Raw genomic sequence first — 22,110 nt, forward strand, 5'->3', positions numbered from 1 at the left:
ACTTGCATCGCATCGCGCAGCGGACTCAGCTTTACCTCGCCCCGCGTGCGGGGAGAGGTCGGAACGCATCGTCAGATGCGTTCCGGGTGAGGGGGAGCCTCCACAAGTCCAACTGTCGCCGTTTACGCGGAGGCAGCCCCTCACCCCAACCCTCTCCCCGTAAGAACGGGGAGAGGGAGCACAGCGCCGTCGTTATTCGATCGAATCTCAACATGCACTCGGCCGACCAGGCTCGATCTTCCCCATCGGTCAGTCGGCGTCAGATGCGACGCGCGGGACGCTTGAGATCAGCGCTCCGGTCCTGCACGATGCGACCAAGCCGCGGCTCTGACTGCGGCATCGCGATCGGTTGCGATCGCCAAAAAAGATGATTGGGGAGAAACTCTCGATGAACCGCCGCGAACTCCTGCGCGCCGCTGCCGCATTGCCGCTTGCGCAGGCTGCGCTCGCCAGGCCAGCGTTTGCGCAAGCCGCCTATCCCAACCGCAATATCACGATGATCGTGCCGTTTCCGGCCGGCGGCCAGGCCGACCTTGCGGCGCGGCCGGTGGCGCTCGCGCTGGAGCGTATCCTCGGCAAGCCCGTGATCGTCGACAATCGCGCCGGCGGAGCGGGCGGATCGATCGGCAATGCGCAGGCCGCGCGCGCCGAGCCCGATGGCTATACGCTGCTGATGACGCTGTCCTCGCTCGCGGTGCTGCCGGAGGCCGACCGGCTGTTCGATCGCCCGGTGGCCTATGAGGTGTCGCAGTTCGCGCCGATCGCGCGCGTGCTCGCCGACCCGACGCTGCTGGCGGTGCCGGCCTCGGCACCGTGGCAGACACTGCAGGAATTCGTCGACGACGCGAAGAAACGCCCGGGACAGATCCCCTACGGTTCATCCGGTCCGTACGGCACGCTGCATGTCGCAATGGAGATGTTCGCGGCGAGCGCAGGAATAAAGCTGCTGCACGTGCCGTTCCGCGGCGCAGGCCCGGCGCTCACCGCGCTGCTTTCCGGCACCGTGCAGGCATTGGCGTCGGCGCCGGGCACGCTCAAGCAGCAGGTTGAGGACGGCAAAATGCGCGTGCTCGCCAATTGGGGCGCCGAGCGGATCGCGAGCTTCCCCGATCTGCCGACCTTCAAGGAACTCGGCTATAAGGACGTCGAGTTCTACATCTGGGCGGGACTGTTCGCGCAGTCAGCGCTGCCGGCGCCGATCATGGAGCGGTTGCGCGCGGCGATGGTCGATGCCGTGAAGGCGCCGGAGGTGATCAAGACTTTCGAGACTGCGGGCAGTCCGGTCGCCTATATGGACGCGCCGGCGTTCTCAAAATTTGTTGCAGACGACAGCGCGCGGTTGATCGCGGCGGTGAAGAAGATCGGCAAGGTCGAATAGGGAACTCCCGGGACAAACTCTCTTCACTTTTAGTTGTCCGCGCGAACGATCCTTGGCCGCATTCATTGGGCAGCTTTGGAGCAAATCGCGGCGCGGGAATATGCGCGCGCGGGCAAGCATCTGGAACAACGGGAGCCCGACATGCGATCGCAGCGGATCGTCCTGAGCCTTGCCATAGCGATCGGCGGAGCTGCCACGGCAACGGCCGCGGTCGCCGAGGAGTATCGGGGAACCTGGGAACAGCAGATGGCGTGCACACCGGACGTGTGGCGGCTCTGCAGCGACCAGGTGCCCGACGTGCAGCGCATCGTGGCTTGCCTGCGGCAGAACACGCCGCAACTTTCCAACAGTTGTCGCGCCGTGTTCGAATCAAACGCACAACAGTCGCAGACACAGGGGCGAGCCCAACCGCCGCAAGCGCAGGGCCGTGCGCCGCAGCAGCCGCAGATGCAGCAGCGGCCGCGCGCACCACAGCCGATGCAGCCGGCGCCATCGCGGCCGCCGTTCGACGATGAGGACTAATCCCCGGGTCTGACTTCGCAGACGTCGACCCATTCGGCGGCGGTCAGCTCCGCCATCCTGTCGGGCGTGATGCGGACCGCGCTGTGGGTCGAGCCTGCCGCCGGCACCACGACATCGAACGCCTTCAGCGATACGTCGCAATAGACCGGCAGCGGCGTCTTCAGCCCGAACGGGCAGACGCCGCCGACCTCGTGGCCTGTGATGTCGGCGACCTCGTCGAGGCCGAGCATCTTCGGCTTGCCGCCGAACGCCGCCTTCACCTTCTTGTTGTCCATCCGCGACGTCCCGGCGGCGACGATCAGCACCACGCGGTCGCCGACCCGCAGGCTCAGCGTCTTGGCGATCCGCGCCGGCTCGACGCCATAGGCCTCCGCCGCCAGCACGACGGTCGCGGAGCTCGTGGTGGATTCGATCACGGAGATTTCGGGCGCCTTCTCGGCGAAGAAGGCGCGGACAGACTCGAGGCTCATGTTGTTCAGGACCTTGCAGACACCAGGGCGGGAAGTTCGGAGAGACCGTGGATCCGGTGATCGGGCACGACGCCGAGCTCGTCCATCTGGGTACGTAGCGCCTTGAACATCGTCAATGGGGCGACCGTCTCGCTTTCGACGCAGGCCAGCGCCATCGCTTGCGGCGTCACCCGCTCGATCCAGGCGACGTTGAGGCCGAACGACTTGGCACCGCAGGCGTCCCACGGATTGGAGGAGATGAACAGCACCTCCGCCGGCGGTACTTTCAGCACCTCCTCGATCAGCGTGTAGGCCTCGGGCGCCGGCTTGAACACCTTGTGGGCATCGACGCTGATGGTGGCATCGAGCACGCGGTCGAGGCCTGAATTGCGCACCAGCGCATTCAGCATGTCAGGGCTGCCGTTGGACAGGATCGCGAGCTTCTTGTCCTTCATCGCCTCGAGCGCGGCGAGCGCATCCGGATACAGCGCCAGATGCTGATATTTGTCGATGATGCGGGCGAAGGTCGCGGCGTCATATTGCAGGCCGAGGCAGCGCAGCGTGTAGGCGAGGGAGTTGCGGGTTACGACGGCGAAATCCTGGTAGCGCCGCATCAGCGAACGCAGCCAGGAGTATTCGAGCTGCTTGATGCGCCAGATCTGCGTGATGATGTCGCCGTAGCCGGGAAACGCATCCTCGGTGACGTCGGCCACCGACTGGACGTCGTAGAGCGTGCCGTAGGCGTCGAAGACGATTGCCTTGATGGTCATTGTGATCTCTCTTGCCCGCCGATTGTCGCATACAGGAATTTCCTGAGTGCGTCGATGGATTGATCCCTGGCCACCTCGTTGAATTCGAGGTGATGACCCAGCATCTGCACTGGCGTGCTGTAATGTGGCACGTCGAAACCGTGATAGGCGCCGGGATAGACGATCAGCTCGATCGGGTGTCCCGCACTATTCTGCCGGGAGATGCCGTAGTCGTCGCGGCCCTCGGCCAGGGTCCGGCACTCCTTGGCCGGCGTCCAGTCGTCGAGCTCGCCGACCATGATCAGCGTCGGCACCGTCATGTCGCCCTTGATGCTGAGGCAGGGCGGGTAGAACGCGACGGCCGCGCGGAATTTCTCTGCCGCGTTATGTTCGATCGCGCCACGCTCGACCGAGAGCAGGGCGAGCCAGGCGCCTTGCGAGAACCCGACCACCGCGACGCGATCGGGATCGACCGCCGATTGCCGCGCGAGATAGCTCAGCGCACGATAGGCGTCATGGACGGTTGCGGCCGGCGCACCGCCCGTGCAGGCGCTGGTGATGCCGCGCGGCCCGAACCGGTCGACCGTGAGCGTGACATAGCCCCAGGCCGCCAGCCGCTTGCCCCAGCGTTCGTCGAGTTGCTTGAAGAAGCCGCCGCAGCCGTGCAGCAGCACCACGGCGGGCGAGGGGCCCGGTCCATCGGGTGTTCGCAGATAGCCTTGCAGCGGCTGCGCACTTGCAAGCGGGCTCTCGAATTCGACGAACGCGGGCGGCTGCCCGCCGCGTGCCGCGCAGCAGAGCCCTGCGCTTCCGATCAGGAGTGCGGAGAAGGTGGCAAGTCCGGTGAAGTTCGTCATGAACCACCTCCGAAGCTTGCCGCCGACAATACTCCCTTAGATCATGATGCGCTTCCACGGAATCGCATCATGATCTCATCTCCTTGTTTGACCATGATCTCCGCGCAAACGCGTTCCGCGTTTGTCGCGAGGGAAAACCGCTTCGCACTTTTCCGGATCATGCCTTAGATGCCCAAAATCTTCCGCGCGTTGGCCTTCATGACTTTCGGCCGGATCTCCTCGCGGATGTCGAGCTTGGCGAAGTCGGCGAGCCAGCGGTCCGGCGTGATCACCGGCCAGTCGGAGCCGAACAGCATCTTGTCCTGCAGGATCGAGTTGATGTAGCGCACCAGGATCGGCGGGAAGTATTTCGGCGACCAGCCGGACAGGTCGATATAGACGTTCGGCTTGTGGGTCGCGACCGACAGCGCCTCTTCCTGCCAGGGGAAGGAGGGATGCGCGAGGATGATCTTGAGGTCGGGGAAATCGGCCGCGACGTCGTCCATATACATCGGGTTGGAATATTTCAGCCGCATCCCCATGCCGCCCGGCATGCCGGAGCCGACGCCGGTCTGGCCGGTGTGGAACAGCGCGATCGCGCCGCCGTCATTGATGGCTTCATAGAGCGGATAGGCCATGCGGTCGTTGGCGTAGAAGCCCTGCATGGTCGGGTGGAATTTGAAGCCGCGGACGCCGTATTCCTCGATCAGCTTGCGGGCCTCGCGGACGCCGAGCTTGCCCTTGTGCGGGTCGATCGAGACGAACGGGATCAGCACGTCGAGATGGTCGGAGGCGGCCTCGAGCATTTCGTGATTGTTGTAGCGGCGGAAACCGGTCTCGCGCTCGGCGTCGACCGGGAAGATCACCGCGGCGATGTTCTTGGCGCGGTAGTAGGCCGCGGTCTCCGGCACGGTCGGCGGATGTTTGTGCGGCGACTTGAAGTAGTCGGCCATCTGCGCCTGGAAGTCGTCATAACCGTCGTCGCCATGCATGCCGCACGGCTCCTCGGCATGGGTGTGGATGTCGATCGCGGTGACCTTTTCGATGTCGGGCAGTTTGAGCTTGGGCATTCGGTTTCCCCGGCGGCGTGTTCATTGGTGATGGAAAATAATTATATGATATAACGATTTTCGCAAGCGCCGTGGCGTTGAAGGCTTATGGCCCCGCGCCGAGCTCAATCCGGCGCAAAGTCCGGTTCGGTCACGGTCGGGGCGGGCGCGAGGAGGACGAAAACTCGATTCGGCGGCTGTGGCGCTATCGTCAAAAGGCGACGGCGGGTCCGACATTGGTCCGGATAATTGGTGGTCGTCGCCGTTTCCGAAGCGATCTCAATGGCGTGGCGCGGTGCCTGGCGCGGGTTCCCGGCCGGGACAGGCCCGAAAATCGGCCCATCTCGGTTGACATTTAACGGTCCGATGGCTTAGAACCCGGCCGTCCCGGGCGGCAGGCCGCTTGTCGGGATAAATCCCATTTTGCCAATTGTTGGCATTGATCAGGTACGGCCTCCAACACGGGCCTTTCGAAGTAACAGGATTGTCCCATGAAGGTCCGTAACTCGCTCAAGTCGCTGCGCGGCCGCCATCGCAACAACCGTCTGGTTCGCCGCAAGGGCCGCGTCTATGTGATCAACAAGGTCCAGCGCCGCTTCAAGGCGCGCCAGGGTTGATCCAACAAATCTGATCGACAAGGCTGATCCCGCCCGGATCGCCGGCCGATTCCGATCCTTCCTTCACAGGTCTTTGACGCCGCGCTGCTTTGCAGTGCGGCGTTGTGCGTCTAGACTTCGGCGATGGGATTAAATCTCGGATTCAGTTCCTGGTGCCCACCAACCGCCGGCTGGCGATCCTGATCGCCGCGCTTCTGGCCATGCCCGTTGCGGCCGTCGCGCAGGACGATCCGCGCGTGGTCCCGCCGCCCAGGGCCCAGAAAAAACTACCTGAAGCTCCGACCAAGCTGCCGAAGGTGCCGGCCGACCGGGCCCGCGGGCTGGATTTCCTGTTCGGCGCGCTGAAGGCCGCGCCCGACGAGGACAGTGCCCGCCATGTCGAGGCGCGGATCTGGGCGCTGTGGCTGCAAACCCCGAGCGATACTGCGGCGCTGTTGATGGTGCGCGCCAAGGCGGCGATCGACGCCCAGAATGTCGATGTCGCGCTGAAGCTGCTGGACGCGGTGATCAAGCTCCGCCCCGACTATGTCGAGGCCTGGAACCGGCGTGCGACGATCTACTATTTGAAGAACGATTACGTTCGTTCGCTGGGAGACTTGCAGCAGGTGCTGACCCGCGAACCCCGCCATTTCGGCGCGCTGGCGGGCGTCGGCATGATCATGCAGGACATGGGCGACGACAAGCGTGCGCTCGACGCCTTCCGCAAGGCGCTGGCTGTCGATCCCTACCTCGAGAAGGTGCCGCAGATCGTCAAGCAGCTGACCGAAAAGGTCGAAGGCCGCGATATCTGATTGCGTGCGATTGATCGCGATCGTGGGGCGATGGCCGCGAATGGACACATTGCGCGCGAACTTGATGCTTGCCCGCGGTACGGTCCGGCGCAGGAGGCTAGTGCAAGAACTTGCCGCGGGACGCGGTGTCCTGGGCTACGGCAGCATAGAATTGCTGAAGCTCCGCCTCCAGGTGCTCATTCACCAGCAACAGTGCCTTCAGGGCGCCGCGCAGGTCGCCATTGCAACTCGCCACGATCTGATCGATGGCCGCATCGCTAGGGTCGGAAATCATGGTACTCCTCCGATTACTTCCCGTTGAACTCGTCATGCGGACGCCGGTTCCTGTGGATACTGTGTACAAACCAGGAAGCGTTCCAGTGGCGTCCCGGTTTCGATGAAGCCTCGCGTCTGATGGCGAAATTGCCACCGCCAATCTATGAAATGACTAATGACGCAGGTATGAACCCGCTATCCACAGGCTGGGCGCATTGTGGACAACTCCGCGCCGGGCGCGAGCCGGAAAATCGACAATTGGCTTTCCGAACAAGAGCATGCCCTGGCAGGGGGCACATCCGCGCGAAACCTGATTTCGGCTTCGTCGTAATTGTCAGGTGCCCAATCAGGTGCCTAAGACCTTTCGGATCCCCTCGATGTTGACCGCAATCATTGCGCTGGTGGCCGCAGGGCTGGCCCTGGCGCTGGTGACGCAAATCGGCGCCCTGCTGATCCAGCGCGCCTTCCCGCCTCAGGGGCGAATGATCGATGTAGCCGGCGCGCGGCTGCATGTGGTCGAACTCGGCCCGCGCGACGCGGTCGGGCCGCCGGTCGTGATGCTGCATGGTGCAAGCGCCAATCTCTGCGCGATGCAGCCGCTCGGCGATCGCGTTGCCAAAGCGCGCGGGGTGATCCTGATCGACCGACCGGGTCACGGCTGGAGCACCCGCGCGCGCGTCGCGGATTCGACGCCCGCGATCCAGAGCCGGATGATCGTGGAGGCGCTGACCAGGCTCGGCGTCGAGCGGGCCATCGTCGTGGCGCATTCCTGGGCCGGCGCACTCGCCCTGCGCATTGCGCTGGATCATCCGGACCGCGTCGCCGGCCTCGTGCTGCTCGCCCCTGTCGCCTATCCGTGGCGCGGCGGCGCCGGGCGCTACAATGATGTGATCTCGACACCTTTGATCGGGCCATTGCTTGCGCACACGATCACGCTGCCGCTCGGTCTCCTCGTCGCCAATTCGGCTGCGCGCGGCGTGTTCGCGCCGCAGCCGGTGCCGGCTGATTTCGTCCGCGACAGCCAGTCGTTGCTCCTGCTGCGGCCGCGCGAGTTCATCGCCAATGCGCACGACCTCGTCACGCTGAAGGCGGCCGTTGTCGAACAGGCCCCGCGCTATGCCGAGATCAGGGCGCCGCTGTCGATCATTTCGGGCGACGTCGACAAGACGGTCTCGACCGGCATCCACTCGCGGCCGCTCGCCGTATCGGCGCCGAACGCGAAGCTGATCGTGCTGCCGGGCACAGGCCACATGGTGCAATACGTCGCGCCCGATCTCGTGGCGTCCGAGATCGAGACGATGGCCGGACTGATGGTGCCGGACGTGGTGACGGCGCAATAGCTGCCGCGCCTTTGCGCCGCGCGAATGTGATCCGGCAAGGCTTGCGCCGCCGCGTGGCGCCGAACATCATGCAGCCCACGCGGTTTCGGATTGCAGCAAAGGACACCTCTCATGCGGATCGACAACATTGCCGACCTCATCGCTGAAACCCTTGCCCAGGCCGGCGTCAAACGCATCTATGGTGTCGTCGGCGACAGCCTCAACGGCCTGACCGAGGCGTTGCGCAAGCGCGGCACGATCGATTGGCTGCATGTGCGTCACGAGGAGGTGGCCGCGTTCGCCGCCGCCGCCGAATCCCAGATCACGGGCGCGCTAGCGGTGTGCGCGGGCTCCTGCGGTCCGGGCAATCTGCATCTTATCAACGGCCTGTTCGACGCGCATCGCAGCCGCACGCCGGTGCTGGCGATCGCGGCCCAGATCCCCTCCGCTGAAATCGGCGGCGGATATTTCCAGGAGACCCATCCGCAGGACCTGTTCCGTGAATGCAGCCATTATTGCGAACTGGTGTCGGATCCGGCGCAACTGCCCTACATGCTGGAGAACGCGATCCGCGCCGCGGTCGGCAAGCGCGGTGTCGCCGTATTGGTGCTGCCGGGCGACGTCGCGATGCGGACGGCGCCGAAGCGCGACATCGCACCGAATGCCGGCCTGCTGCCGCCGGCGCCGGTGGTGCGTCCGGCCGATGCCGAATTGAATGCGTTGGCCGATTTGCTCAATGGCGCGAAGCGCGTCACGCTGTTCTGCGGCTGCGGCTGCGCCGGCGCGCATGACGGCTTGATCAAGTTTGCCGAGACGCTGAAGAGCCCGATCGTGCACGCGCTCGGCGGCAAGGAATATGTCGAATACGACAACCCCTATGACGTCGGCATGACCGGCTTCATCGGCTTTTCCTCCGGCTATGCCGCCATGCACGGCTGCGAACGTGCTGCTGATGCTGGGCACCGATTTTCCCTACAAGCAGTTCTTCCCGACCGGCATCAACATCGCGCAGGTCGATCTCCGCCCCGAAAATCTCGGCCGCCGCTGCAAGCTCGATCTCGGCATCGTCGGCGAGGTCGGCGAGACCATCGCCGCGCTGCTGCCGAAGCTCCATGTGAAGACCGACCGCAAGCATCTCGATGCCAGCCTCGCGCATTACAAGGACGCCCGCGCCGGGCTCGACGATCTCGCCCGCGGCAAGCCGGGCCAGAAGCCGATCCATCCGCAATATCTGGCGCGCCTGCTCAGCGAGCAGGCGAGCGAGGATGCGGTGTTCACCGCCGACGTCGGCACGCCGACGATCTGGGCCGCGCGTTATCTGAAAATGAATGGCCGCCGCCGCCTGGTCGGCTCCTGGGTGCATGGCTCGATGGCCAATGCGATGGCGCATGCGATCGGGGCGCAGGCGGCGCAGCCCGGCCGGCAGGTGGTGTCGATGTCCGGCGACGGCGGCTTCGCCATGCTGATGGGCGATTTGATCACGCTGACGCAGGCCAAGCTGCCGGTGAAGGTCGTGATCTTCAACAACAGCGTGCTCGGCTTCGTCGCGCTGGAGATGAAGGCCGCCGGCTTCATCGAGACCGGGGTCGATCTGAAGAATCCGGATTTCGCGGCAATGGCCCGCGCCATGGGCATTCACGGCGTCAGGGTGGAGGATCCCGGCGAGCTCGAGGGCGCGATCCGCGACGTGCTCGCGCATGACGGCCCGGCGGTGCTCGACGTCGTGACCGCGACGCAGGAGCTGTCGATGCCGCCGACCATTACGCTGGAGCAGGTGAAGGGATTCAGCCTGTGGGTGCTGCGCGCGGTGATGAGCGGCCGCGGCGACGAGGTGGTCGATCTCGCCAAGACCAATCTGTTGCCGCGCTGAAAGGGGATGGCGTTTCGAAGAAAGGCCATCCCCGTCGAACGTCCGCCCCGGCATAGGCGCCGGGCGGACGGCGCGACCGATACCGCCGATTACTTCTGCTTGCCGTCCTTGTCGAACGACGAGACGTAGGCCCAGAGGTTGTTGGCCTCGTTCTCGTTCTTGATGCCGGCGAATGCCATCTTGGTGCCGGGGATCTTGGCCTTCGGGTCCTTGATGTATTCGAGGAAGGTTTCCTTGTTCCAGGTGATGCCGGAATTCTTGTTGGCATCGGAATAATTGTAGTCCGGCGCGGAGCCGGAATGGCGGCCGTCGAGGCCGTTGAGCTCGGGGCCGACCTTGTTCTTGGCGCCTTCGCCGATTGCGTGGCAGGCGAGGCATTTATTGAACGAGGTCTTGCCGGCGGCGGCATCCTGCGCCAGCGCGGAGGATGCGGAAGCCAGCGATGTGACGACCGCCAGCGCGCTCAAGGTCTTTAGGTTCATGGGGTTCTCTTCGTTTCGTCCCGGGAGGTAGTGATCGTTTGTGGCATGTCCGGCTTGGACAGGACAAGCCACGAAACTTTGACAGGTTTCGCGGCCGCCCGCTTGTCCGAGAGAGAACTCGCCATTGCGGGGTGGGGCAATCCGACCTTCGGCCGGTCCACTGAAACAGGTGCAGACGTGATTGATTTGTCGTAACAAATCGGCGAAGGGCAAAAGCCCAGCCGAGGGAACAACGATGTCCATCATGATGCCGGCGGCCGACCAGGCCGTCCTCGCTCGCCGCGCCGAAATCGCGGCCGCCTTGCGCGCAATCGTCCCGGGCGAGGGCGTGATCGACAGTGCCGCCGAGATGCTGGCCTATGAATCCGACGGCCTGACCGCCTATCGGCAGCCGCCGATGGTCGTGGTGCTGCCCGATACCACCGAGCAGGTGTCGAAGGTGCTCAAATATTGCCAGGGCCAGGGCATCAAGGTGGTGCCGCGCGGCTCCGGCACCTCGCTGTCCGGCGGCGCGCTGCCGCTTGCCGACGGCGTGCTGCTCGGGCTCGGCAAGTTCAAGCGGATTCGCGAGATCGACTTCGACAACCGCGTCGTCGTCACCGAGCCCGGCGTTACCAACCTCGCGATCAGCCAGGCGGTCGCCCATGCCGGCTTCTACTACGCGCCCGATCCGTCGTCCCAAATCGCCTGCTCGATCGGCGGCAATGTCGCGGAAAATTCCGGCGGCGTGCACTGCCTGAAATACGGCATGACCACCAACAACGTGCTCGGCTGCGAGATCGTGCTGATGAGTGGCGAGATCCTGCGCATCGGCGGCAAGTCGGCCGAGAATGCCGGCTATGATTTGATGGGAATCATCACCGGCTCGGAAGGGCTGCTCGGCGTCATCACCGAGATCACCGTGCGCATCCTGCAGAAGCCGGAGACGGCGCGTGCGCTGATGGTCGGCTTCGCCGAGGTCGAGGCGGCCGGCGAATGCGTCGCCCGGATCATCGGCGCCGGCATCATCCCGGGCGGCATGGAGATGATGGACAAGCCCGCGATCCACGCCGCGGAGGCGTTCGTTCACGCCGGTTATCCGCTCGACGTCGAGGCGCTGTTGATCATCGAGCTCGACGGCCCCCAGGTCGAGGTCGACGAGCTGATCAAGCGGGTCGAAGCGATCGCGCAAGGCTGCGGCTCGACCTCCTGCCAGATCTCGACCTCGGAGGCCGAGCGCAATCTGTTCTGGGCCGGCCGCAAGGCGGCGTTCCCCGCGGTCGGGCGCATTTCGCCAGACTATCTCTGCATGGACGGCACCATCCCGCGCGGCGCCTTGCCGAAGGCCCTGGCGCGGATCCGCGACCTCTCGGAGAAATACGGCCTCGGCGTCGCCAACGTGTTCCACGCCGGCGACGGCAATCTGCACCCCTTGATCCTCTACGATGCCAACAAGCCGGGCGAGATCGAGAAGGCGGAGGCGTTCGGCGCCGACATCCTGCGCTGCTGCGTCGAGCTCGGCGGCGTGCTCACCGGCGAGCACGGCGTCGGCATCGAGAAGCGCGACCTGATGCCGGACATGTTCACCGAGATCGACCTCAACCAGCAGCAGCGGCTGAAATGCGCTTTCGATGCCGAGGGCCTGCTCAACCCCGGCAAGGTGTTTCCGACCCTGCACCGCTGCGCCGAACTCGGCCGCGTGCATGTCCACGCCGGCAAGCTGGCCTTCCCGGATATCCCGCGGTTCTAGAGCATGATCCGGAAAAGTGCGAAGCGGTTTTCCCTCGCGACAAACGCGGAACGCGTTTGCGCGGAGATCATGGTCAAACAAAGAGCTAAAGCGCGATGACGATTCAACCCAATCTCATCGCGCTTTAGTACCGTCTGAGCAGCCCCGACGCCGCGCCGCTATCGCCATAGGCGGCGCAGGCCCCTTCCGGGTCTCTGATCAACGCCGCCCGGACTCGCTTGAAGGTCTTGCCGACCGCTTCGGACACCTCGGGGCGGAATTTGCGTGGATCGTAGTCATTGCCGTCGTGAGCCTTGATGGCCGCGTCGAACGCATTGATCATGGCCATCGCGGCGTCGGGGCTGCCGAGAAGTCTGGCGCCCGTTTGAACGCCGCCGGCACCATTGGCCTCATAGCCGGTGCATCGTTGTTCGAGCACCGCGGCTGCGGTCGCGAGCTGGTCGAGGAACGTCGCCTCGGCGTCGGTGAGCATGGCAGCACCCGCCTGTCCCGGCGCGATGATCGCGAGCAGCGCGATGGTTGTCAGTTTGATGTGCATCGTGGTGGTTTCTCCCGGCGGAGCCGCGATCAAATCAATGGTTGCCGAATGACGATAACAAGTCTGCTTCCAGGGCATCAGGAGCCACGTCAGCTATTGGCCCCGAGGCCAACATGCGTGAGCGTGCGCCCAGAGCCACCAACGCGCGAGGGCCGGTCGATACGATTCGACAGATCGCCCTAGCCGGCCGATAACCTTAACCGATCCTTGCGCGGTGGCCGGCGCCCGTGCGTCGCTGCAATTACAGCGCGGACCCATTTACACGGCCTTAGACTGTTGCTCGGTATTTTCCGCAGATGCACGTCTTCGGGAGCACATCGATGCCCAGCCTGGCCGATCAGCTGGCGCTTTCGCGCAATCGGCCCGCGGGTTTCGACTACATGCGGATCGCGCTGGCGGCGTCGATCATTGGCCTGCACAGCACGAACGTGACGCTCGGGCTCGGCCGCGCGCTGGAAATCCAGAGCACGCTGCGCATCGGCGTCGCGATGATCCTTGCGCTGTTCTTTGCGTTGAGCGGCTTCCTGGTGACCGCAAGCCTGCTCCGGTGCAAGAGCCTGATTTCCTTCCTCGGCCTGCGCGTGCTGCGGATCGGACCGGCGCTCGCGGTCGAAACCACGCTATCGGCAATCATCATCGGTTCGGTCTTCACCGCGCTGCCGTTGGCGCAATATGTCGCCGATCCGAAATTCCACGCCTATTTTCTCAATATCGTCGGCGACATCCATTACGAGCTGCCGGGCGTATTCCTGCACAATCCGCTGCCGGATCTGGTGAACGCCCAGCTCTGGACCGTGCCGTATGAGCTGTGGTGCTACGTCATCCTGGCGCTGCTCGCCGTGTTCACGATTTGCTTCAACCGGGTGGCGTTCCTCGGGTTCATGGTGATCGCCCAGATCGGGCTCATCGTCTACGACATCTACCGCTGGGACGAGGTGCCGATCCAGCTTCGCCCGCACCTTCTGGTGTTCTGCTTTCTTGCCGGCGTCGGCTTCTACCTCTGGCGCGACAAGGTGCCGTTCAACCGCACGCTGTGCCTGCTGGCGCTGGTGCTGTGCGCCGCCGGCATGGCGACCGGGCGCGGCGACGCGCTGGCTCCCGTGCCGGCCGCCTATGTCGCCTGCTATCTCGGCCTGATGAATCCGCGGCGGAGCTGGATCGTCTCGTCAGGCGATTACTCCTACGGGCTTTATCTCTACGGCTTCGTCATCCAGCAATGCGTCGCCACCTTCGGCCCGCCGGTCCAGCACTGGTATCTGAACCTCCTGATCAGCCTGCCGCTCGCCTTCGGCGTCGCCGTCGTGTCCTGGCATCTCGTCGAGAAACGCGCGCTTCGGCTCCGAACCCAGGTCGAGAGCCTCGAGGCGGCGGTGCTGTCGCGGATCTCGATCGTCGGCTTCTGGCGCAGGCCGCCCGAGCGGGCCGGCTTGCGCGCAACGCTCGGCAACAGCGGCGCGTCGATCTGACCCGCGCCGGCGGGAAGGACGAGCTTCGGTTCTGATTGAATCAGAACCGAAGCTCTCGCTTCTTGTTTTGACGCGTTTTCTTCACGCGAACCGGGTCCACTTCGCTCGAAAACGCTCTAGCATCCTCCCCGCCGCGCTTTTCTTCACAGCAGCGCGTATTGCGACCGCTCGCGCTTGGCGAGCAGCGGCAGCGCCTGCTCCGCGATGTAGGTCTTGAAAGCCGCGCTGTCCTGGTGTGCCTTGAACGCGGCTTCGTCCTGGAACAATTCGTAGAACAGGAATTGCGCCGGATTATCCTTGCCGCGGCCGATCAGGAACAGCTTGGTGCCGGGGTCCTTCTGCGCCTCGGGCAGGAAGCCGTCGAGGATTTCCGCCACCTTGTCGGCCTGTCCCTCCTTGGCTTCCCATTGCGCCACAACCAGAAGGCCTGACGTGTTGATCGCGTCGCTGATGGTTCTCGTGCTCATCGCATAGTGCTTCATTGGCATTCCTCCGTTGCTGTGCTCCGATCGAGCTTGCGATCCGGCCCAGGGCGAGACGCCGGCGATCGCCATGATCGCGAACGAGCCGATGGCCGATCGTCGGGTGAGGATCATCGTCGTGGTCGAAACTTCCGAACGTTTCATGTTCGCGTCCAGATGATTCGCGCCAAGCGTCCTGCCGGCCGAACCGCAACGCGAGAGATAGTCGATCGTTCGGCGTCCCAGTTCGGTGATGGTCGAATTGTCGATGTCGTGAACATTTCGATCATGATCGAAGCGTTGCAGCGGCATGACGTGCGACAAGCGCAAGGGGCATATTTCGATCGATGCGGAGCCGGCCATGCAGACCATCGCACCGGAGCTTGCCGAACTCGCCGGGCTGATCGCCGATCCCGGCCGTGCCAGCATCCTGTCGCGGCTGATGGACGGACGCCCGCAGACTGCGAGCGAACTGGCGCTGGTCGCGGGCGTGACGCCCCAGACCGCGAGCTGGCACCTTTCGCGCATGGTCGAGCGGGCGCTGCTCAAGGTCGAGCGGCGTGGTCCGCGCCGCTTCTACCGGCTGGCTACGCCGCTGGTTGCGCAGATGCTCGAGGGCATGATGGCGGTTGCCGCGATCGATCCGCACCCGTCCCGGCCGCCGCCGCGCATCGATCCCGAGATGCGCCGGGCTCGGACCTGCTACGACCACCTTGCCGGCGAGCTCGGCGTCGCCGTCACCGACGCGATGCGGGATCGCGGCCATCTCAATCTCGACCATGAGGCCGGCGAGCTGACTGCTTGCGGCCGTGCTTTCTCGGCGATCTCGGCATCGACCTGCGTTCGCCGGCGCGGAGCCGGCGGATCTTGTGCCGGCCCTGTCTCGACTGGAGCGAGCGGCGTCCGCATCTGGCCGGGCGGGCGGGGGCTGCGGTTGCCGACCTTGCATTGCAACGGGACTGGATCCGGCGCCGGCCGCAGGGCCGCTCCGTCGAAATCACCGACGCCGGACTCCTCGCATTCAGAAATTTGTTCGGCGCGCGCATTTGATTTCGGAGCCGAATTTGGCTACCGGCTATGGCGTGGATACGCTCAAGGTCAGAGACGCAAAAGACGTCGAGGAAGTGGTGCGCGCGGCGGTCGCCAGCGAGCAGCCGCTTGAGGTCATTGGACATGGATCGAAGCGCGCCATCGGCCATCCGATGGCGACCAATGCGCTGCTCGACGTCTCGGCGCTGAATGCGGTCACCTCCTATGAGCCGAACGAACTGATCATCACCGTGCAGGCCGGGGCGCCGCTCGCCGACGTGCAATCCCTGATCGACGCCAAGAACCAGCAATTCGCCTTCGAGCCGATGGACATTTCGGTGCTGCTCGGCACCGCGGGCGCCGGCACGATCGGCGGCATGATCGGCGCCGGACTGGCTGGTCCCCGCCGCATCAAGGCCGGCGGTATCAGGGATCATCTGCTTGGGGCGCACGCGGTGTCCGGGTTCGGTGACAGCTTCAAGACCGGCGGGCGGGTGGTGAAGAACGTCACCGGCTACGATCTCTGCAAGCTGCTGACCGGCTCCTGGGGCACGCTCGCGGTCATGACCGAGGTCACGCTTAAGGTCATGCCGAAGCCGGAAGCCGAGCGGACGCTGCTGCTGCGCGGGCTCGACGACGTCACCGCCAACAAGGCGATGACGGCGGCGCTGGGTTCGCCCTTCGACGTCTCCGGCGCCGCGCATCTGCCGGGTTCGGCGTTGCGGACCGGGGGCGGCGCGCTGGCCGGCCTTGCAGCCTCAGGCCAGCCGGTCACGCTGGTGCGGCTCGAGGGGATTTCGGCGTCGGCGGCACATCGGGCGGCCTCGCTGAGCCAGACGCTCTCGTCCTATGGAACGGTCGACAGCCTCGCCGACGACGGGTCGGCCGCAATCTGGAGTGCGCTGCGCGACGTGGTGCCGTTCGCGGCGAACGGCGCGCTCGGGGCCTGGCCGGTGTGGCGTATCGTTTGCCCGCCGGCCTCTGGCGGCGCGCTGGGCCAGGCGTTGTCGCGCGCCACCGGCGGCGACGTGATCTACGACTGGGGCGGGGGGCTGATCTGGGCCGCGGTGCCGCCGGGCGCCGACGCCCAGGCCACGCTGGTCCGCGGCCAGGTCGAGGCGATCGGCGGACACGCCACCCTGATCCGCGCCACCGAGGATGTGCGCCGGGCAGTCGACGTGTTCCAGCCGCAGGCGGCCGGGCTTGCCGCGCTCGGTGAACGGGTCCGGGCGAGCTTCGATCCGAGGTCCGTCCTCAACCGCGGCCGGATGATGCGAGGCGGGGCTGCATGAAGACCGAGTTTTCCCTGGCGCAGCTCGCCGATCCCGACATCAAGGAAGCCGACAAGATCCTGCGCGCCTGCGTGCATTGCGGCTTCTGCACCGCGACCTGCCCGACCTATGTGCTGCTCGGCGACGAGCTCGACAGCCCGCGCGGCCGCATCTACCTGATCAAGGAGATGCTGGAGAAGGACAAGCCGCCGACGGCCGACGTGGTCAAGCATATCGACCGCTGCCTGTCGTGCCTCGCCTGCATGACCACCTGTCCGTCGGGCGTGAACTACATGCACCTCGTCGACCAGGCCCGGGTCCGGATCGAGCGGGATTACCAGAGACCGCTGACCGAGCGGCTGCTGCGGTGGGTACTCGCCCTCGTGCTGCCGCGGCCGGGCCTATTCCGGATCAGCATGTTCCTGGCCGGGCTCGCCCGTCCGTTCGCCGCATTGCTGCCGACGCCATCGGTCGGTGCGTCGAGCCCGGGTCTGCTGCGGCGGATCAAGGCGATGCTGGCGCTCGCGCCGCGCGGCCTGCCGCAACCGGGGCCGGCTGCGGGAACCGTGTTTGCGCCGATCGGCCGGCGGCGCGGCCGGGTCGCGCTGCTGCAGGGCTGCGCCCAGCAGGTGCTGGCGCCACGCATCAATCAGGCCGCGATCAATGTCCTGACCAGGCACGGCGTCGAGGTGGTGCTGGTCAAGGACGAGCAATGCTGCGGCGCGTTGACCCATCACATGGGACAGGACGGCGACGCGCTGGCGCGCGCGCGGGCCAACATCACGGTGTGGCAAAGGGAAGCGGACCAGAACGGGCTCGACGCCATCCTGGTGACGACCTCGGGCTGTGGGACAGTTGTCAAAGACTACGGCTACCTGCTGCGCGAGGACAAAACATTCGCGGAGCCGGCCAAGCGAATCTCGGCGCTGGCAAAGGATATCACCGAGTATCTCGCTGGCCTCGAGCTCGCGCCTTCAACACAGAAAGGCGACGTCACCGTCGCCTATCACTCCGCTTGTTCGTTGCAGCATGGACAGAAAATCACTCAACTTCCGAAAGAATTGCTTTCCAAGAATGGATTCGTGGTGAAAGATGTGCCCGAGAGCCATTTGTGTTGCGGTTCGGCGGGGACCTACAACATTCTCCAGCCCGACATTGCGAGCAGATTGCGCGATCGCAAGGTCGCCAATATTGCGCTTGTCAAACCGGACATGATCGCTGCGGGCAATATTGGCTGCATGGTTCAGATTGCCGGCGGTACGTCAGTTCCTGTGGTGCACACGATTGAGCTTCTCGATTGGGCGACAGGAGGTCCCCGGCCAGGATTGAATTGATCGACTGCCACTCGAGCATGATCCGGACCTCAGCCTTGCCCTGACGCAACGTGAAGGACCGGCGCTTCCTTGCCACAGACGCGAAGCGATCGCGCGGCCATCATGCCCGACAAGCGAAGTGGAGGGTGCCTCTCTTCGAGGTGCAGCCAACGTCCGGCAAGCGATCACTTCAATACGCCCGGTGGACTCAGATAGCGGCAACAGGAGGACCACGATGGCGAAGTCGAAGAAGGCGAAGAAAAGCAAGAAGGCCAAAAAGGCCAAGAAGGTGGTAGCGGCGAAGAAGAGGTCCGCGAAGAAGTCGGCCAAGAAGGCTGCGAAGAAATCCGCCAAGAAGGCTGCAAAGAAATCGGCGAAGAAGTCGGCCAAGAAAGCTGCAAAGAAAACGGCAAAGAAAGCCGCCAAGAAGGCTGCGCCGAAGAAGGCTGCGAAGAAAGCCGCTGCCAAGAAGAGCGCGCCGAAGAAGGCCGCTGCTCCGAAGAAGGCTGCCGCGCCGAAGCCGGCCGCTCCGGTCGCAGCACCTCCGGCGCCCGAGCCGCAGCCGGCGCCGAGCTGGGCCACACCGAGCCACGAACCGGCGCCGGGCTGGATTGCCGGGTCGGCCGACGGGGGCGAGCACCACTAGGCCGCTGCCACATTGTCGAGGTTCAATTGATCGAAGCCGCAGCGCGCCACGCTGCGGCTTCTTCCGTAGGTGCGGTGACGATCCGTGCTTTCACGGGCACGGCGATTCGCGCCGATGCTCTTCCGCCGCGCCGACTGTTGCTGTTTCCCTGTCCGGATGACCCGTTCAACCGGTGCGGGAGCAGCAGTCTTGTGGTGCAAATGCAACACCCGCAAGTCAACATGCGGCAAGATGGCTAGAACGCCTAAAAAGGCGGCACATGCATGTCTTTTTGGCTTCACGGTACCGTGCACGAGCCTCAGATTGGCCACACGCGATTTAGCTGCAGTCCGTTATCGCGCGCCCTGGGGGGCCACCGGAGCCGGGCTGTCTGGAAAAGTAGATGGGGATCGTCATGAAGAAACTGGCTTTGTTAGCAACGGCGCTAGCAATGATTTCGAGCTCGGCAATGGCAGCTGACATGGCGGTGAAGGCCGTCAAGGCGCCGCCGCCGGCTCCCTTCGACCCGTGGGACATCGCCTTTGGCGCCGGCATCATGAGCGACTACATCTTCCGCGGCGTCACCCAGTCCAACCACAATCCGTCGGTCACCGCCTATTTCGAGCCGCGCTACAACGTCAGCAAGGACCTGCAGCTGTACGTCGGTACGTCGACCGAAAGCATCTCCTTCGCCAACCGCGCCGCGGCTGAAGTCGACGTCTACGGCGGTATCCGCCCGACCTTCGGCGCCTTCGCCTTCGACATCGGTGTCTGGGGTTACCTGTATCCGGGCGGGACCTGCTACTACGGCGGCGGTGCGGTGGCCGACTTCGCCGGCAATCCGCTGAGCGCCGACTGCCAGGCCAACACCCTCACCAACCTCGCCGTCATGAAGAAGGACGTCTCGTTCTTCGAAGTCTATGGCAAGGCGACTTGGACCATCAACGACAACTGGGCGTTCACCATCAACGAATACTACTCGCCGAACTTCCTCAACACCGGCGCCTGGGGCAACTACTCCTCGATCATCGGCAAGTACACTGCGCCGAGCACCGTGTTCGGCAGCAGCGGCGTCGGCATGTACGTGTCGGGTGAGTTCGGCCGGCAGTGGCTCGGCACCTCCGACAGCTTCTACGGCGTCCCGGCGTTTCCGAACGGCATCAAGTATGCCGACTACAACACCTGGAACATCGGCATCGGCTTCACCTACAAGGTGTTCACGCTCGATCTGCGCTACTCCGACACCGACATGTCGAAGGGTGATTGCAGCGCCTTCACCAGCGACTTCACCGCGGGCGGAACCACTGCCGTCACCCCGATCAATCCGGGTGGCACGAGCTCCAACTGGTGCGGCGCGGCCGGCATCGCCAAGCTCTCGGTCGACCTGACCGCGATGTCCAACCTGAAGTAATCTCTCCTCCGGGGATCGAGGGGCGGCAGAGCAATCTGCCGCCCCTTTTGTTTTTGCGGACAGGTCTGATCGGCACAAGGCGGACAATAGCTAAAGGCGCTCGCGAGACCTGTGGGCTGCCCGCCGGGGTCAGCTGTAAGCCGTGGCCGCGGCTGACCCCTAATGCCGTTTACGACGCGGCGACCTTGACCGCGTCGCGCAGGATGAAGCGGTCGCCGTCGCGGACCAGCGTGACATTGCGCTGATGGAAGGTGTCGAGCGTCGAGCGGTGGCCGATCGAAACCACCGTGGTGCCGGGCAGCTTCTCGGCAACCAGCCTGTACAGCGCGGCTTCCGCCGGCTCGTCGAGCGAGGCCGTCGCCTCGTCGAGGAACAGGAACTGCGGCGCATGCAGCAGCGCCCGCGCGATGCCGAGCCGCTGCTGCTCGCCGAGCGACAGCATCCGGTTCCAGTGCGCCTGTTCCTCGAGCCGCGACGCAAGCTGCGGCAGTCCGACGGCGGTGAGAACCTCGCGGACCCGTCCCGCATCGAATTGCCTGGCCTCGCCCGGATAGACGACGGCGTCATGCAGCGAGCCGATCGGCAGATAGGGACGTTGCGGCAGCATCATCAGGCTGGCATTGGCCGGGATCTCGACCGCGCCGTCGCCGAACGGCCAGATGCCGGCGATCGCGCGGAATAGCGTCGACTTGCCGGCGCCGGAGGGGCCGGTCATCAGCGTGCGCTCGCCCTTGCGGAAGCCGAACCGGTCCGCGTTCAGCAGCGGCGTGCCGTCCGGCAGCCGCAGCACCAGGTTTTCTAGGCTGACGGCGCCGTCGCCCGGCGTCGCCGTGACATGAATTCGGTCGTCGCGCTTGGCGAGGTTTGATGCCGCCGCGATCCCTGCCTCGAATCCATCGAGCCGGTTCACCACGGCCTGCCATTCGGCCAGTTGACGATAGATGCTGACGAAGTACGAGAACGCGCCCTGGACGTTCGAAAACGCCGATGCGGTCTGCATCATGCCGCCGAGCTGGATCTTTTGCGCAAAGTAGGCCGGCGCCACCAGCACATAGGGGAAGATCACCGAGGCCTGATTATAGCTCGCCGTGAACGCGGTGATCTTCTTGGTCCGGTTCATGAGGGCGATCCAGTTCTCCACCACGCGTCCGAAGCGAACGCGCAGGCGCTCGCGCTCGGCCGGTTCGCCCTGCAGCAGCGCGATCTGCTCGGAGTTTTCCCGCACGCGCACCAGGTTGAAGCGGAAATCGGCTTCATATTGCTGCTGCTTGAAATCGATGCCGACCAGCGGCCAGCCGATCAGATGGGTCAGCACGGTGCCGAGCACCGAGTAGATCAGCGCGCACCAGACAAGGTAGCCGGGAATTGAATATTCCGTGCCGAACAGGTGCAGCGGTGCCTCATTGGAAAGGCCCCACAGCAGGGTGAGAAAAGACGCCAGCGTGACGACCGAGCTCAACAGGCCGAGGCCGAGCGTGAGCGTGCGATCGACGAACAGCTTGACGTCGTCGGTCATGCGCTGGTCGGGGTTGTCGGCAGCGTCGCCCTGCAGCTGCATCCGGTAGTGATTGGCGTGATGCAGCCAGTCCCCGAGATAGTGTGTGGTCATCCATTGCCGCCAGCGGATCTGCAGCCATTGATTGAGGTAGAGCTGGTAGACCGCCAGCAGGATGAAGAACGCGACGACGACGCAGAAATAGATGATCTCGCTGACGAAGGAATCCCAATTGCGTTCCTGCAGCGCGTTGTAGAAGCGGTTGTTCCACTGCGTGATCAGAACGTTGATGCCCACGATCGCCAGTTCGATCGCGATGACCGCCGCAAGCAGCCCCCGGCCGGCCCATTTGTCCTCGGAGTTGAAATAAGGCGAGGCGATGCGCCACACCGTCGCGAGCGTCGAGCGAATGTTGTTCACAGATTATCGTCTCCGGGGAAGGGGCCGCAAAGGCC

Annotated in this window: 22 protein-coding genes and 1 pseudogene; 13 read left to right on the plus strand and 10 right to left on the minus strand. The window is 64.7% G+C overall.

Annotated features, from left to right (window positions below):
• Positions 1-388 precede the first annotated feature (388 nt).
• Together ACSKB9_RS30300 and ACSKB9_RS30305 are read left to right on the plus strand one after the other, a co-directional pair.
• Positions 389-1,378, plus strand: coding sequence for a tripartite tricarboxylate transporter substrate binding protein (locus ACSKB9_RS30300; protein ID WP_438077693.1), 990 nt, complete (start codon positions 389-391; stop codon positions 1,376-1,378).
• A 141-nt stretch (positions 1,379-1,519) separates the two neighbouring features.
• Positions 1,520-1,900: a hypothetical protein gene (locus tag ACSKB9_RS30305; RefSeq protein WP_438077695.1), complete on the plus strand. Its 381-nt coding sequence runs from the start codon at positions 1,520-1,522 to the stop codon at positions 1,898-1,900.
• On the opposite strand, the gene ACSKB9_RS30310 is transcribed toward ACSKB9_RS30305, so the two are convergent.
• The 4 genes from ACSKB9_RS30310 to ACSKB9_RS30325 form a co-directional block, all read right to left on the minus strand.
• Positions 1,897-2,370, minus strand: a complete 474-nt coding sequence (locus tag ACSKB9_RS30310; RefSeq protein WP_050384246.1) for a YbaK/EbsC family protein — start codon at positions 2,368-2,370, stop codon at positions 1,897-1,899. The two genes, ACSKB9_RS30305 and ACSKB9_RS30310, sit on opposite strands and share 4 nt — an antisense overlap.
• A gap of 5 nt (positions 2,371-2,375) precedes the next feature.
• On the minus strand, positions 2,376-3,119 hold the full coding sequence (locus tag ACSKB9_RS30315; protein WP_438077697.1) for a haloacid dehalogenase type II: 744 nt from the start codon (positions 3,117-3,119) through the stop codon (positions 2,376-2,378).
• Positions 3,116-3,955 carry a dienelactone hydrolase family protein gene (locus ACSKB9_RS30320; RefSeq protein WP_438077699.1) on the minus strand — a complete coding sequence of 280 codons (840 nt, stop codon included), beginning with the start codon at positions 3,953-3,955 and terminating at the stop codon, positions 3,116-3,118. Before ACSKB9_RS30320 ends, ACSKB9_RS30315 begins: the two co-directional genes overlap by 4 nt.
• Positions 3,956-4,119: 164 nt before the next feature.
• The gene (locus ACSKB9_RS30325) at positions 4,120-5,004 is read right to left on the minus strand and encodes an amidohydrolase family protein (protein ID WP_438077701.1); all 885 of its coding nucleotides are present in this window, start codon (positions 5,002-5,004) and stop codon (positions 4,120-4,122) included.
• Between the two features lie 470 nt (positions 5,005-5,474).
• Between ACSKB9_RS30325 and ykgO the strand changes: the two genes are divergently transcribed.
• Positions 5,475-5,600 (plus strand): type B 50S ribosomal protein L36, encoded by a 126-nt coding sequence (ykgO, locus tag ACSKB9_RS30330; RefSeq protein ID WP_002718645.1) that lies wholly within the window; start codon positions 5,475-5,477, stop codon positions 5,598-5,600.
• 200 nt (positions 5,601-5,800) lie between these two features.
• Positions 5,801-6,391 (plus strand): tetratricopeptide repeat protein, encoded by a 591-nt coding sequence (locus ACSKB9_RS30335; protein WP_438080465.1) that lies wholly within the window; start codon positions 5,801-5,803, stop codon positions 6,389-6,391.
• A gap of 97 nt (positions 6,392-6,488) precedes the next feature.
• Here the strand turns inward: ACSKB9_RS30335 and ACSKB9_RS30340 are convergent, their stop codons facing one another.
• Entirely contained in the window at positions 6,489-6,665 is a 177-nt protein-coding gene (locus ACSKB9_RS30340; RefSeq protein WP_018269760.1) for a hypothetical protein, read from the minus strand.
• A 358-nt stretch (positions 6,666-7,023) separates the two neighbouring features.
• Here ACSKB9_RS30340 and ACSKB9_RS30345 point away from each other — a divergent pair, with 358 nt between their 5' ends.
• Positions 7,024-7,986: an alpha/beta fold hydrolase gene (locus ACSKB9_RS30345; RefSeq protein ID WP_438077705.1), complete on the plus strand. Its 963-nt coding sequence runs from the start codon at positions 7,024-7,026 to the stop codon at positions 7,984-7,986.
• A gap of 66 nt (positions 7,987-8,052) precedes the next feature.
• Here ACSKB9_RS30345 and ACSKB9_RS30350 read toward each other — a convergent pair whose 3' ends face one another.
• Positions 8,053-8,238, minus strand: a complete 186-nt coding sequence (locus tag ACSKB9_RS30350) for a hypothetical protein (RefSeq protein WP_438080658.1) — start codon at positions 8,236-8,238, stop codon at positions 8,053-8,055.
• Here ACSKB9_RS30350 and poxB point away from each other — a divergent pair.
• A pseudogene (gene poxB, locus ACSKB9_RS30355) lies at positions 8,161-9,835 on the plus strand (ubiquinone-dependent pyruvate dehydrogenase). The gene ACSKB9_RS30350 and the pseudogene poxB sit on opposite strands and share 78 nt — an antisense overlap.
• Before the next feature lie 89 nt (positions 9,836-9,924).
• On the opposite strand, the gene cycA reads toward poxB, so the two are convergent.
• Positions 9,925-10,317: a cytochrome c-550 CycA gene (gene cycA / locus ACSKB9_RS30360; RefSeq protein WP_018269764.1), complete on the minus strand. Its 393-nt coding sequence runs from the start codon at positions 10,315-10,317 to the stop codon at positions 9,925-9,927.
• A gap of 235 nt (positions 10,318-10,552) precedes the next feature.
• On the opposite strand from cycA, the gene ACSKB9_RS30365 reads away from it, so the two are divergent.
• The gene (locus tag ACSKB9_RS30365; protein WP_018269765.1) at positions 10,553-12,046 is read left to right on the plus strand and encodes an FAD-linked oxidase C-terminal domain-containing protein; all 1,494 of its coding nucleotides are present in this window, start codon (positions 10,553-10,555) and stop codon (positions 12,044-12,046) included.
• A gap of 124 nt (positions 12,047-12,170) precedes the next feature.
• Here ACSKB9_RS30365 and ACSKB9_RS30370 read toward each other — a convergent pair whose 3' ends face one another.
• Entirely contained in the window at positions 12,171-12,584 is a 414-nt protein-coding gene (locus tag ACSKB9_RS30370) for a hypothetical protein (protein ID WP_438080466.1), read from the minus strand.
• 320 nt (positions 12,585-12,904) lie between these two features.
• Between ACSKB9_RS30370 and ACSKB9_RS30375 the strand changes: the two genes are divergently transcribed.
• Positions 12,905-14,050: an acyltransferase family protein gene (locus ACSKB9_RS30375; RefSeq protein ID WP_438077707.1), complete on the plus strand. Its 1,146-nt coding sequence runs from the start codon at positions 12,905-12,907 to the stop codon at positions 14,048-14,050.
• 143 nt (positions 14,051-14,193) lie between these two features.
• Here the strand turns inward: ACSKB9_RS30375 and ACSKB9_RS30380 are convergent, their stop codons facing one another.
• Complete coding sequence (locus tag ACSKB9_RS30380; protein WP_225162242.1) at positions 14,194-14,676, minus strand: putative quinol monooxygenase; 483 nt, start codon at positions 14,674-14,676, stop codon at positions 14,194-14,196.
• Between the two features lie 196 nt (positions 14,677-14,872).
• On the opposite strand from ACSKB9_RS30380, the gene ACSKB9_RS30385 reads away from it, so the two are divergent.
• The 5 genes from ACSKB9_RS30385 to ACSKB9_RS30405 all read left to right on the plus strand — a co-directional run bounded on the left by ACSKB9_RS30385 (position 14,873) and on the right by ACSKB9_RS30405 (position 20,160).
• A complete protein-coding gene (locus tag ACSKB9_RS30385) occupies positions 14,873-15,673 on the plus strand; it encodes an ArsR/SmtB family transcription factor (RefSeq protein WP_438077710.1) in 801 nt (266 codons plus the stop codon).
• Entirely contained in the window at positions 15,594-16,832 is a 1,239-nt protein-coding gene (locus ACSKB9_RS30390; RefSeq protein ID WP_438080468.1) for an FAD-binding protein, read from the plus strand. Before ACSKB9_RS30385 ends, ACSKB9_RS30390 begins: the two co-directional genes overlap by 80 nt.
• Complete coding sequence (gene glcF / locus ACSKB9_RS30395) at positions 16,829-18,145, plus strand: glycolate oxidase subunit GlcF (RefSeq protein ID WP_438077712.1); 1,317 nt, start codon at positions 16,829-16,831, stop codon at positions 18,143-18,145. Before ACSKB9_RS30390 ends, glcF begins: the two co-directional genes overlap by 4 nt.
• A gap of 214 nt (positions 18,146-18,359) precedes the next feature.
• On the plus strand, positions 18,360-18,770 hold the full coding sequence (locus tag ACSKB9_RS30400; RefSeq protein WP_076827546.1) for a histone: 411 nt from the start codon (positions 18,360-18,362) through the stop codon (positions 18,768-18,770).
• A gap of 394 nt (positions 18,771-19,164) precedes the next feature.
• Positions 19,165-20,160, plus strand: coding sequence for a TorF family putative porin (locus tag ACSKB9_RS30405; protein ID WP_057018099.1), 996 nt, complete (start codon positions 19,165-19,167; stop codon positions 20,158-20,160).
• A gap of 169 nt (positions 20,161-20,329) precedes the next feature.
• Here ACSKB9_RS30405 and ACSKB9_RS30410 read toward each other — a convergent pair whose 3' ends face one another.
• Positions 20,330-22,075: an ABC transporter ATP-binding protein/permease gene (locus tag ACSKB9_RS30410; protein ID WP_438077715.1), complete on the minus strand. Its 1,746-nt coding sequence runs from the start codon at positions 22,073-22,075 to the stop codon at positions 20,330-20,332.
• Positions 22,076-22,110 lie beyond the last annotated feature (35 nt).

Source organism: Bradyrhizobium sp. BR 1433, from assembly GCF_051547665.1.
GTDB classification, from domain to species: domain Bacteria; phylum Pseudomonadota; class Alphaproteobacteria; order Rhizobiales; family Xanthobacteraceae; genus Bradyrhizobium; species Bradyrhizobium australafricanum.

Excerpts from the sequence above, each read along its gene's own strand:
- ACSKB9_RS30300 (WP_438077693.1), top strand. The coding sequence starts at position 389 with ATGAACCGCCGCGAACTCCTGCGCGCCGCTGCCGCATTGCCGCTTGCG.
- ACSKB9_RS30305 (WP_438077695.1), top strand. The coding sequence starts at position 1,520 with ATGCGATCGCAGCGGATCGTCCTGAGCCTTGCCATAGCGATCGGCGGA.
- ACSKB9_RS30310 (WP_050384246.1), bottom strand. The coding sequence starts at position 2,370 with ATGAGCCTCGAGTCTGTCCGCGCCTTCTTCGCCGAGAAGGCGCCCGAA.
- ACSKB9_RS30315 (WP_438077697.1), bottom strand. The coding sequence starts at position 3,119 with ATGACCATCAAGGCAATCGTCTTCGACGCCTACGGCACGCTCTACGAC.
- ACSKB9_RS30320 (WP_438077699.1), bottom strand. The coding sequence starts at position 3,955 with ATGACGAACTTCACCGGACTTGCCACCTTCTCCGCACTCCTGATCGGA.
- ACSKB9_RS30325 (WP_438077701.1), bottom strand. The coding sequence starts at position 5,004 with ATGCCCAAGCTCAAACTGCCCGACATCGAAAAGGTCACCGCGATCGAC.
- ykgO (WP_002718645.1), top strand. The coding sequence starts at position 5,475 with ATGAAGGTCCGTAACTCGCTCAAGTCGCTGCGCGGCCGCCATCGCAAC.
- ACSKB9_RS30335 (WP_438080465.1), top strand. The coding sequence starts at position 5,801 with ATGCCCGTTGCGGCCGTCGCGCAGGACGATCCGCGCGTGGTCCCGCCG.
- ACSKB9_RS30340 (WP_018269760.1), bottom strand. The coding sequence starts at position 6,665 with ATGATTTCCGACCCTAGCGATGCGGCCATCGATCAGATCGTGGCGAGT.
- ACSKB9_RS30345 (WP_438077705.1), top strand. The coding sequence starts at position 7,024 with ATGTTGACCGCAATCATTGCGCTGGTGGCCGCAGGGCTGGCCCTGGCG.
- ACSKB9_RS30350 (WP_438080658.1), bottom strand. The coding sequence starts at position 8,238 with ATGCAGCCAATCGATCGTGCCGCGCTTGCGCAACGCCTCGGTCAGGCC.
- cycA (WP_018269764.1), bottom strand. The coding sequence starts at position 10,317 with ATGAACCTAAAGACCTTGAGCGCGCTGGCGGTCGTCACATCGCTGGCT.
- ACSKB9_RS30365 (WP_018269765.1), top strand. The coding sequence starts at position 10,553 with ATGTCCATCATGATGCCGGCGGCCGACCAGGCCGTCCTCGCTCGCCGC.
- ACSKB9_RS30370 (WP_438080466.1), bottom strand. The coding sequence starts at position 12,584 with ATGCACATCAAACTGACAACCATCGCGCTGCTCGCGATCATCGCGCCG.
- ACSKB9_RS30375 (WP_438077707.1), top strand. The coding sequence starts at position 12,905 with ATGCCCAGCCTGGCCGATCAGCTGGCGCTTTCGCGCAATCGGCCCGCG.
- ACSKB9_RS30380 (WP_225162242.1), bottom strand. The coding sequence starts at position 14,676 with ATGAAACGTTCGGAAGTTTCGACCACGACGATGATCCTCACCCGACGA.
- ACSKB9_RS30385 (WP_438077710.1), top strand. The coding sequence starts at position 14,873 with ATGCAGACCATCGCACCGGAGCTTGCCGAACTCGCCGGGCTGATCGCC.
- glcF (WP_438077712.1), top strand. The coding sequence starts at position 16,829 with ATGAAGACCGAGTTTTCCCTGGCGCAGCTCGCCGATCCCGACATCAAG.
- ACSKB9_RS30400 (WP_076827546.1), top strand. The coding sequence starts at position 18,360 with ATGGCGAAGTCGAAGAAGGCGAAGAAAAGCAAGAAGGCCAAAAAGGCC.
- ACSKB9_RS30405 (WP_057018099.1), top strand. The coding sequence starts at position 19,165 with ATGAAGAAACTGGCTTTGTTAGCAACGGCGCTAGCAATGATTTCGAGC.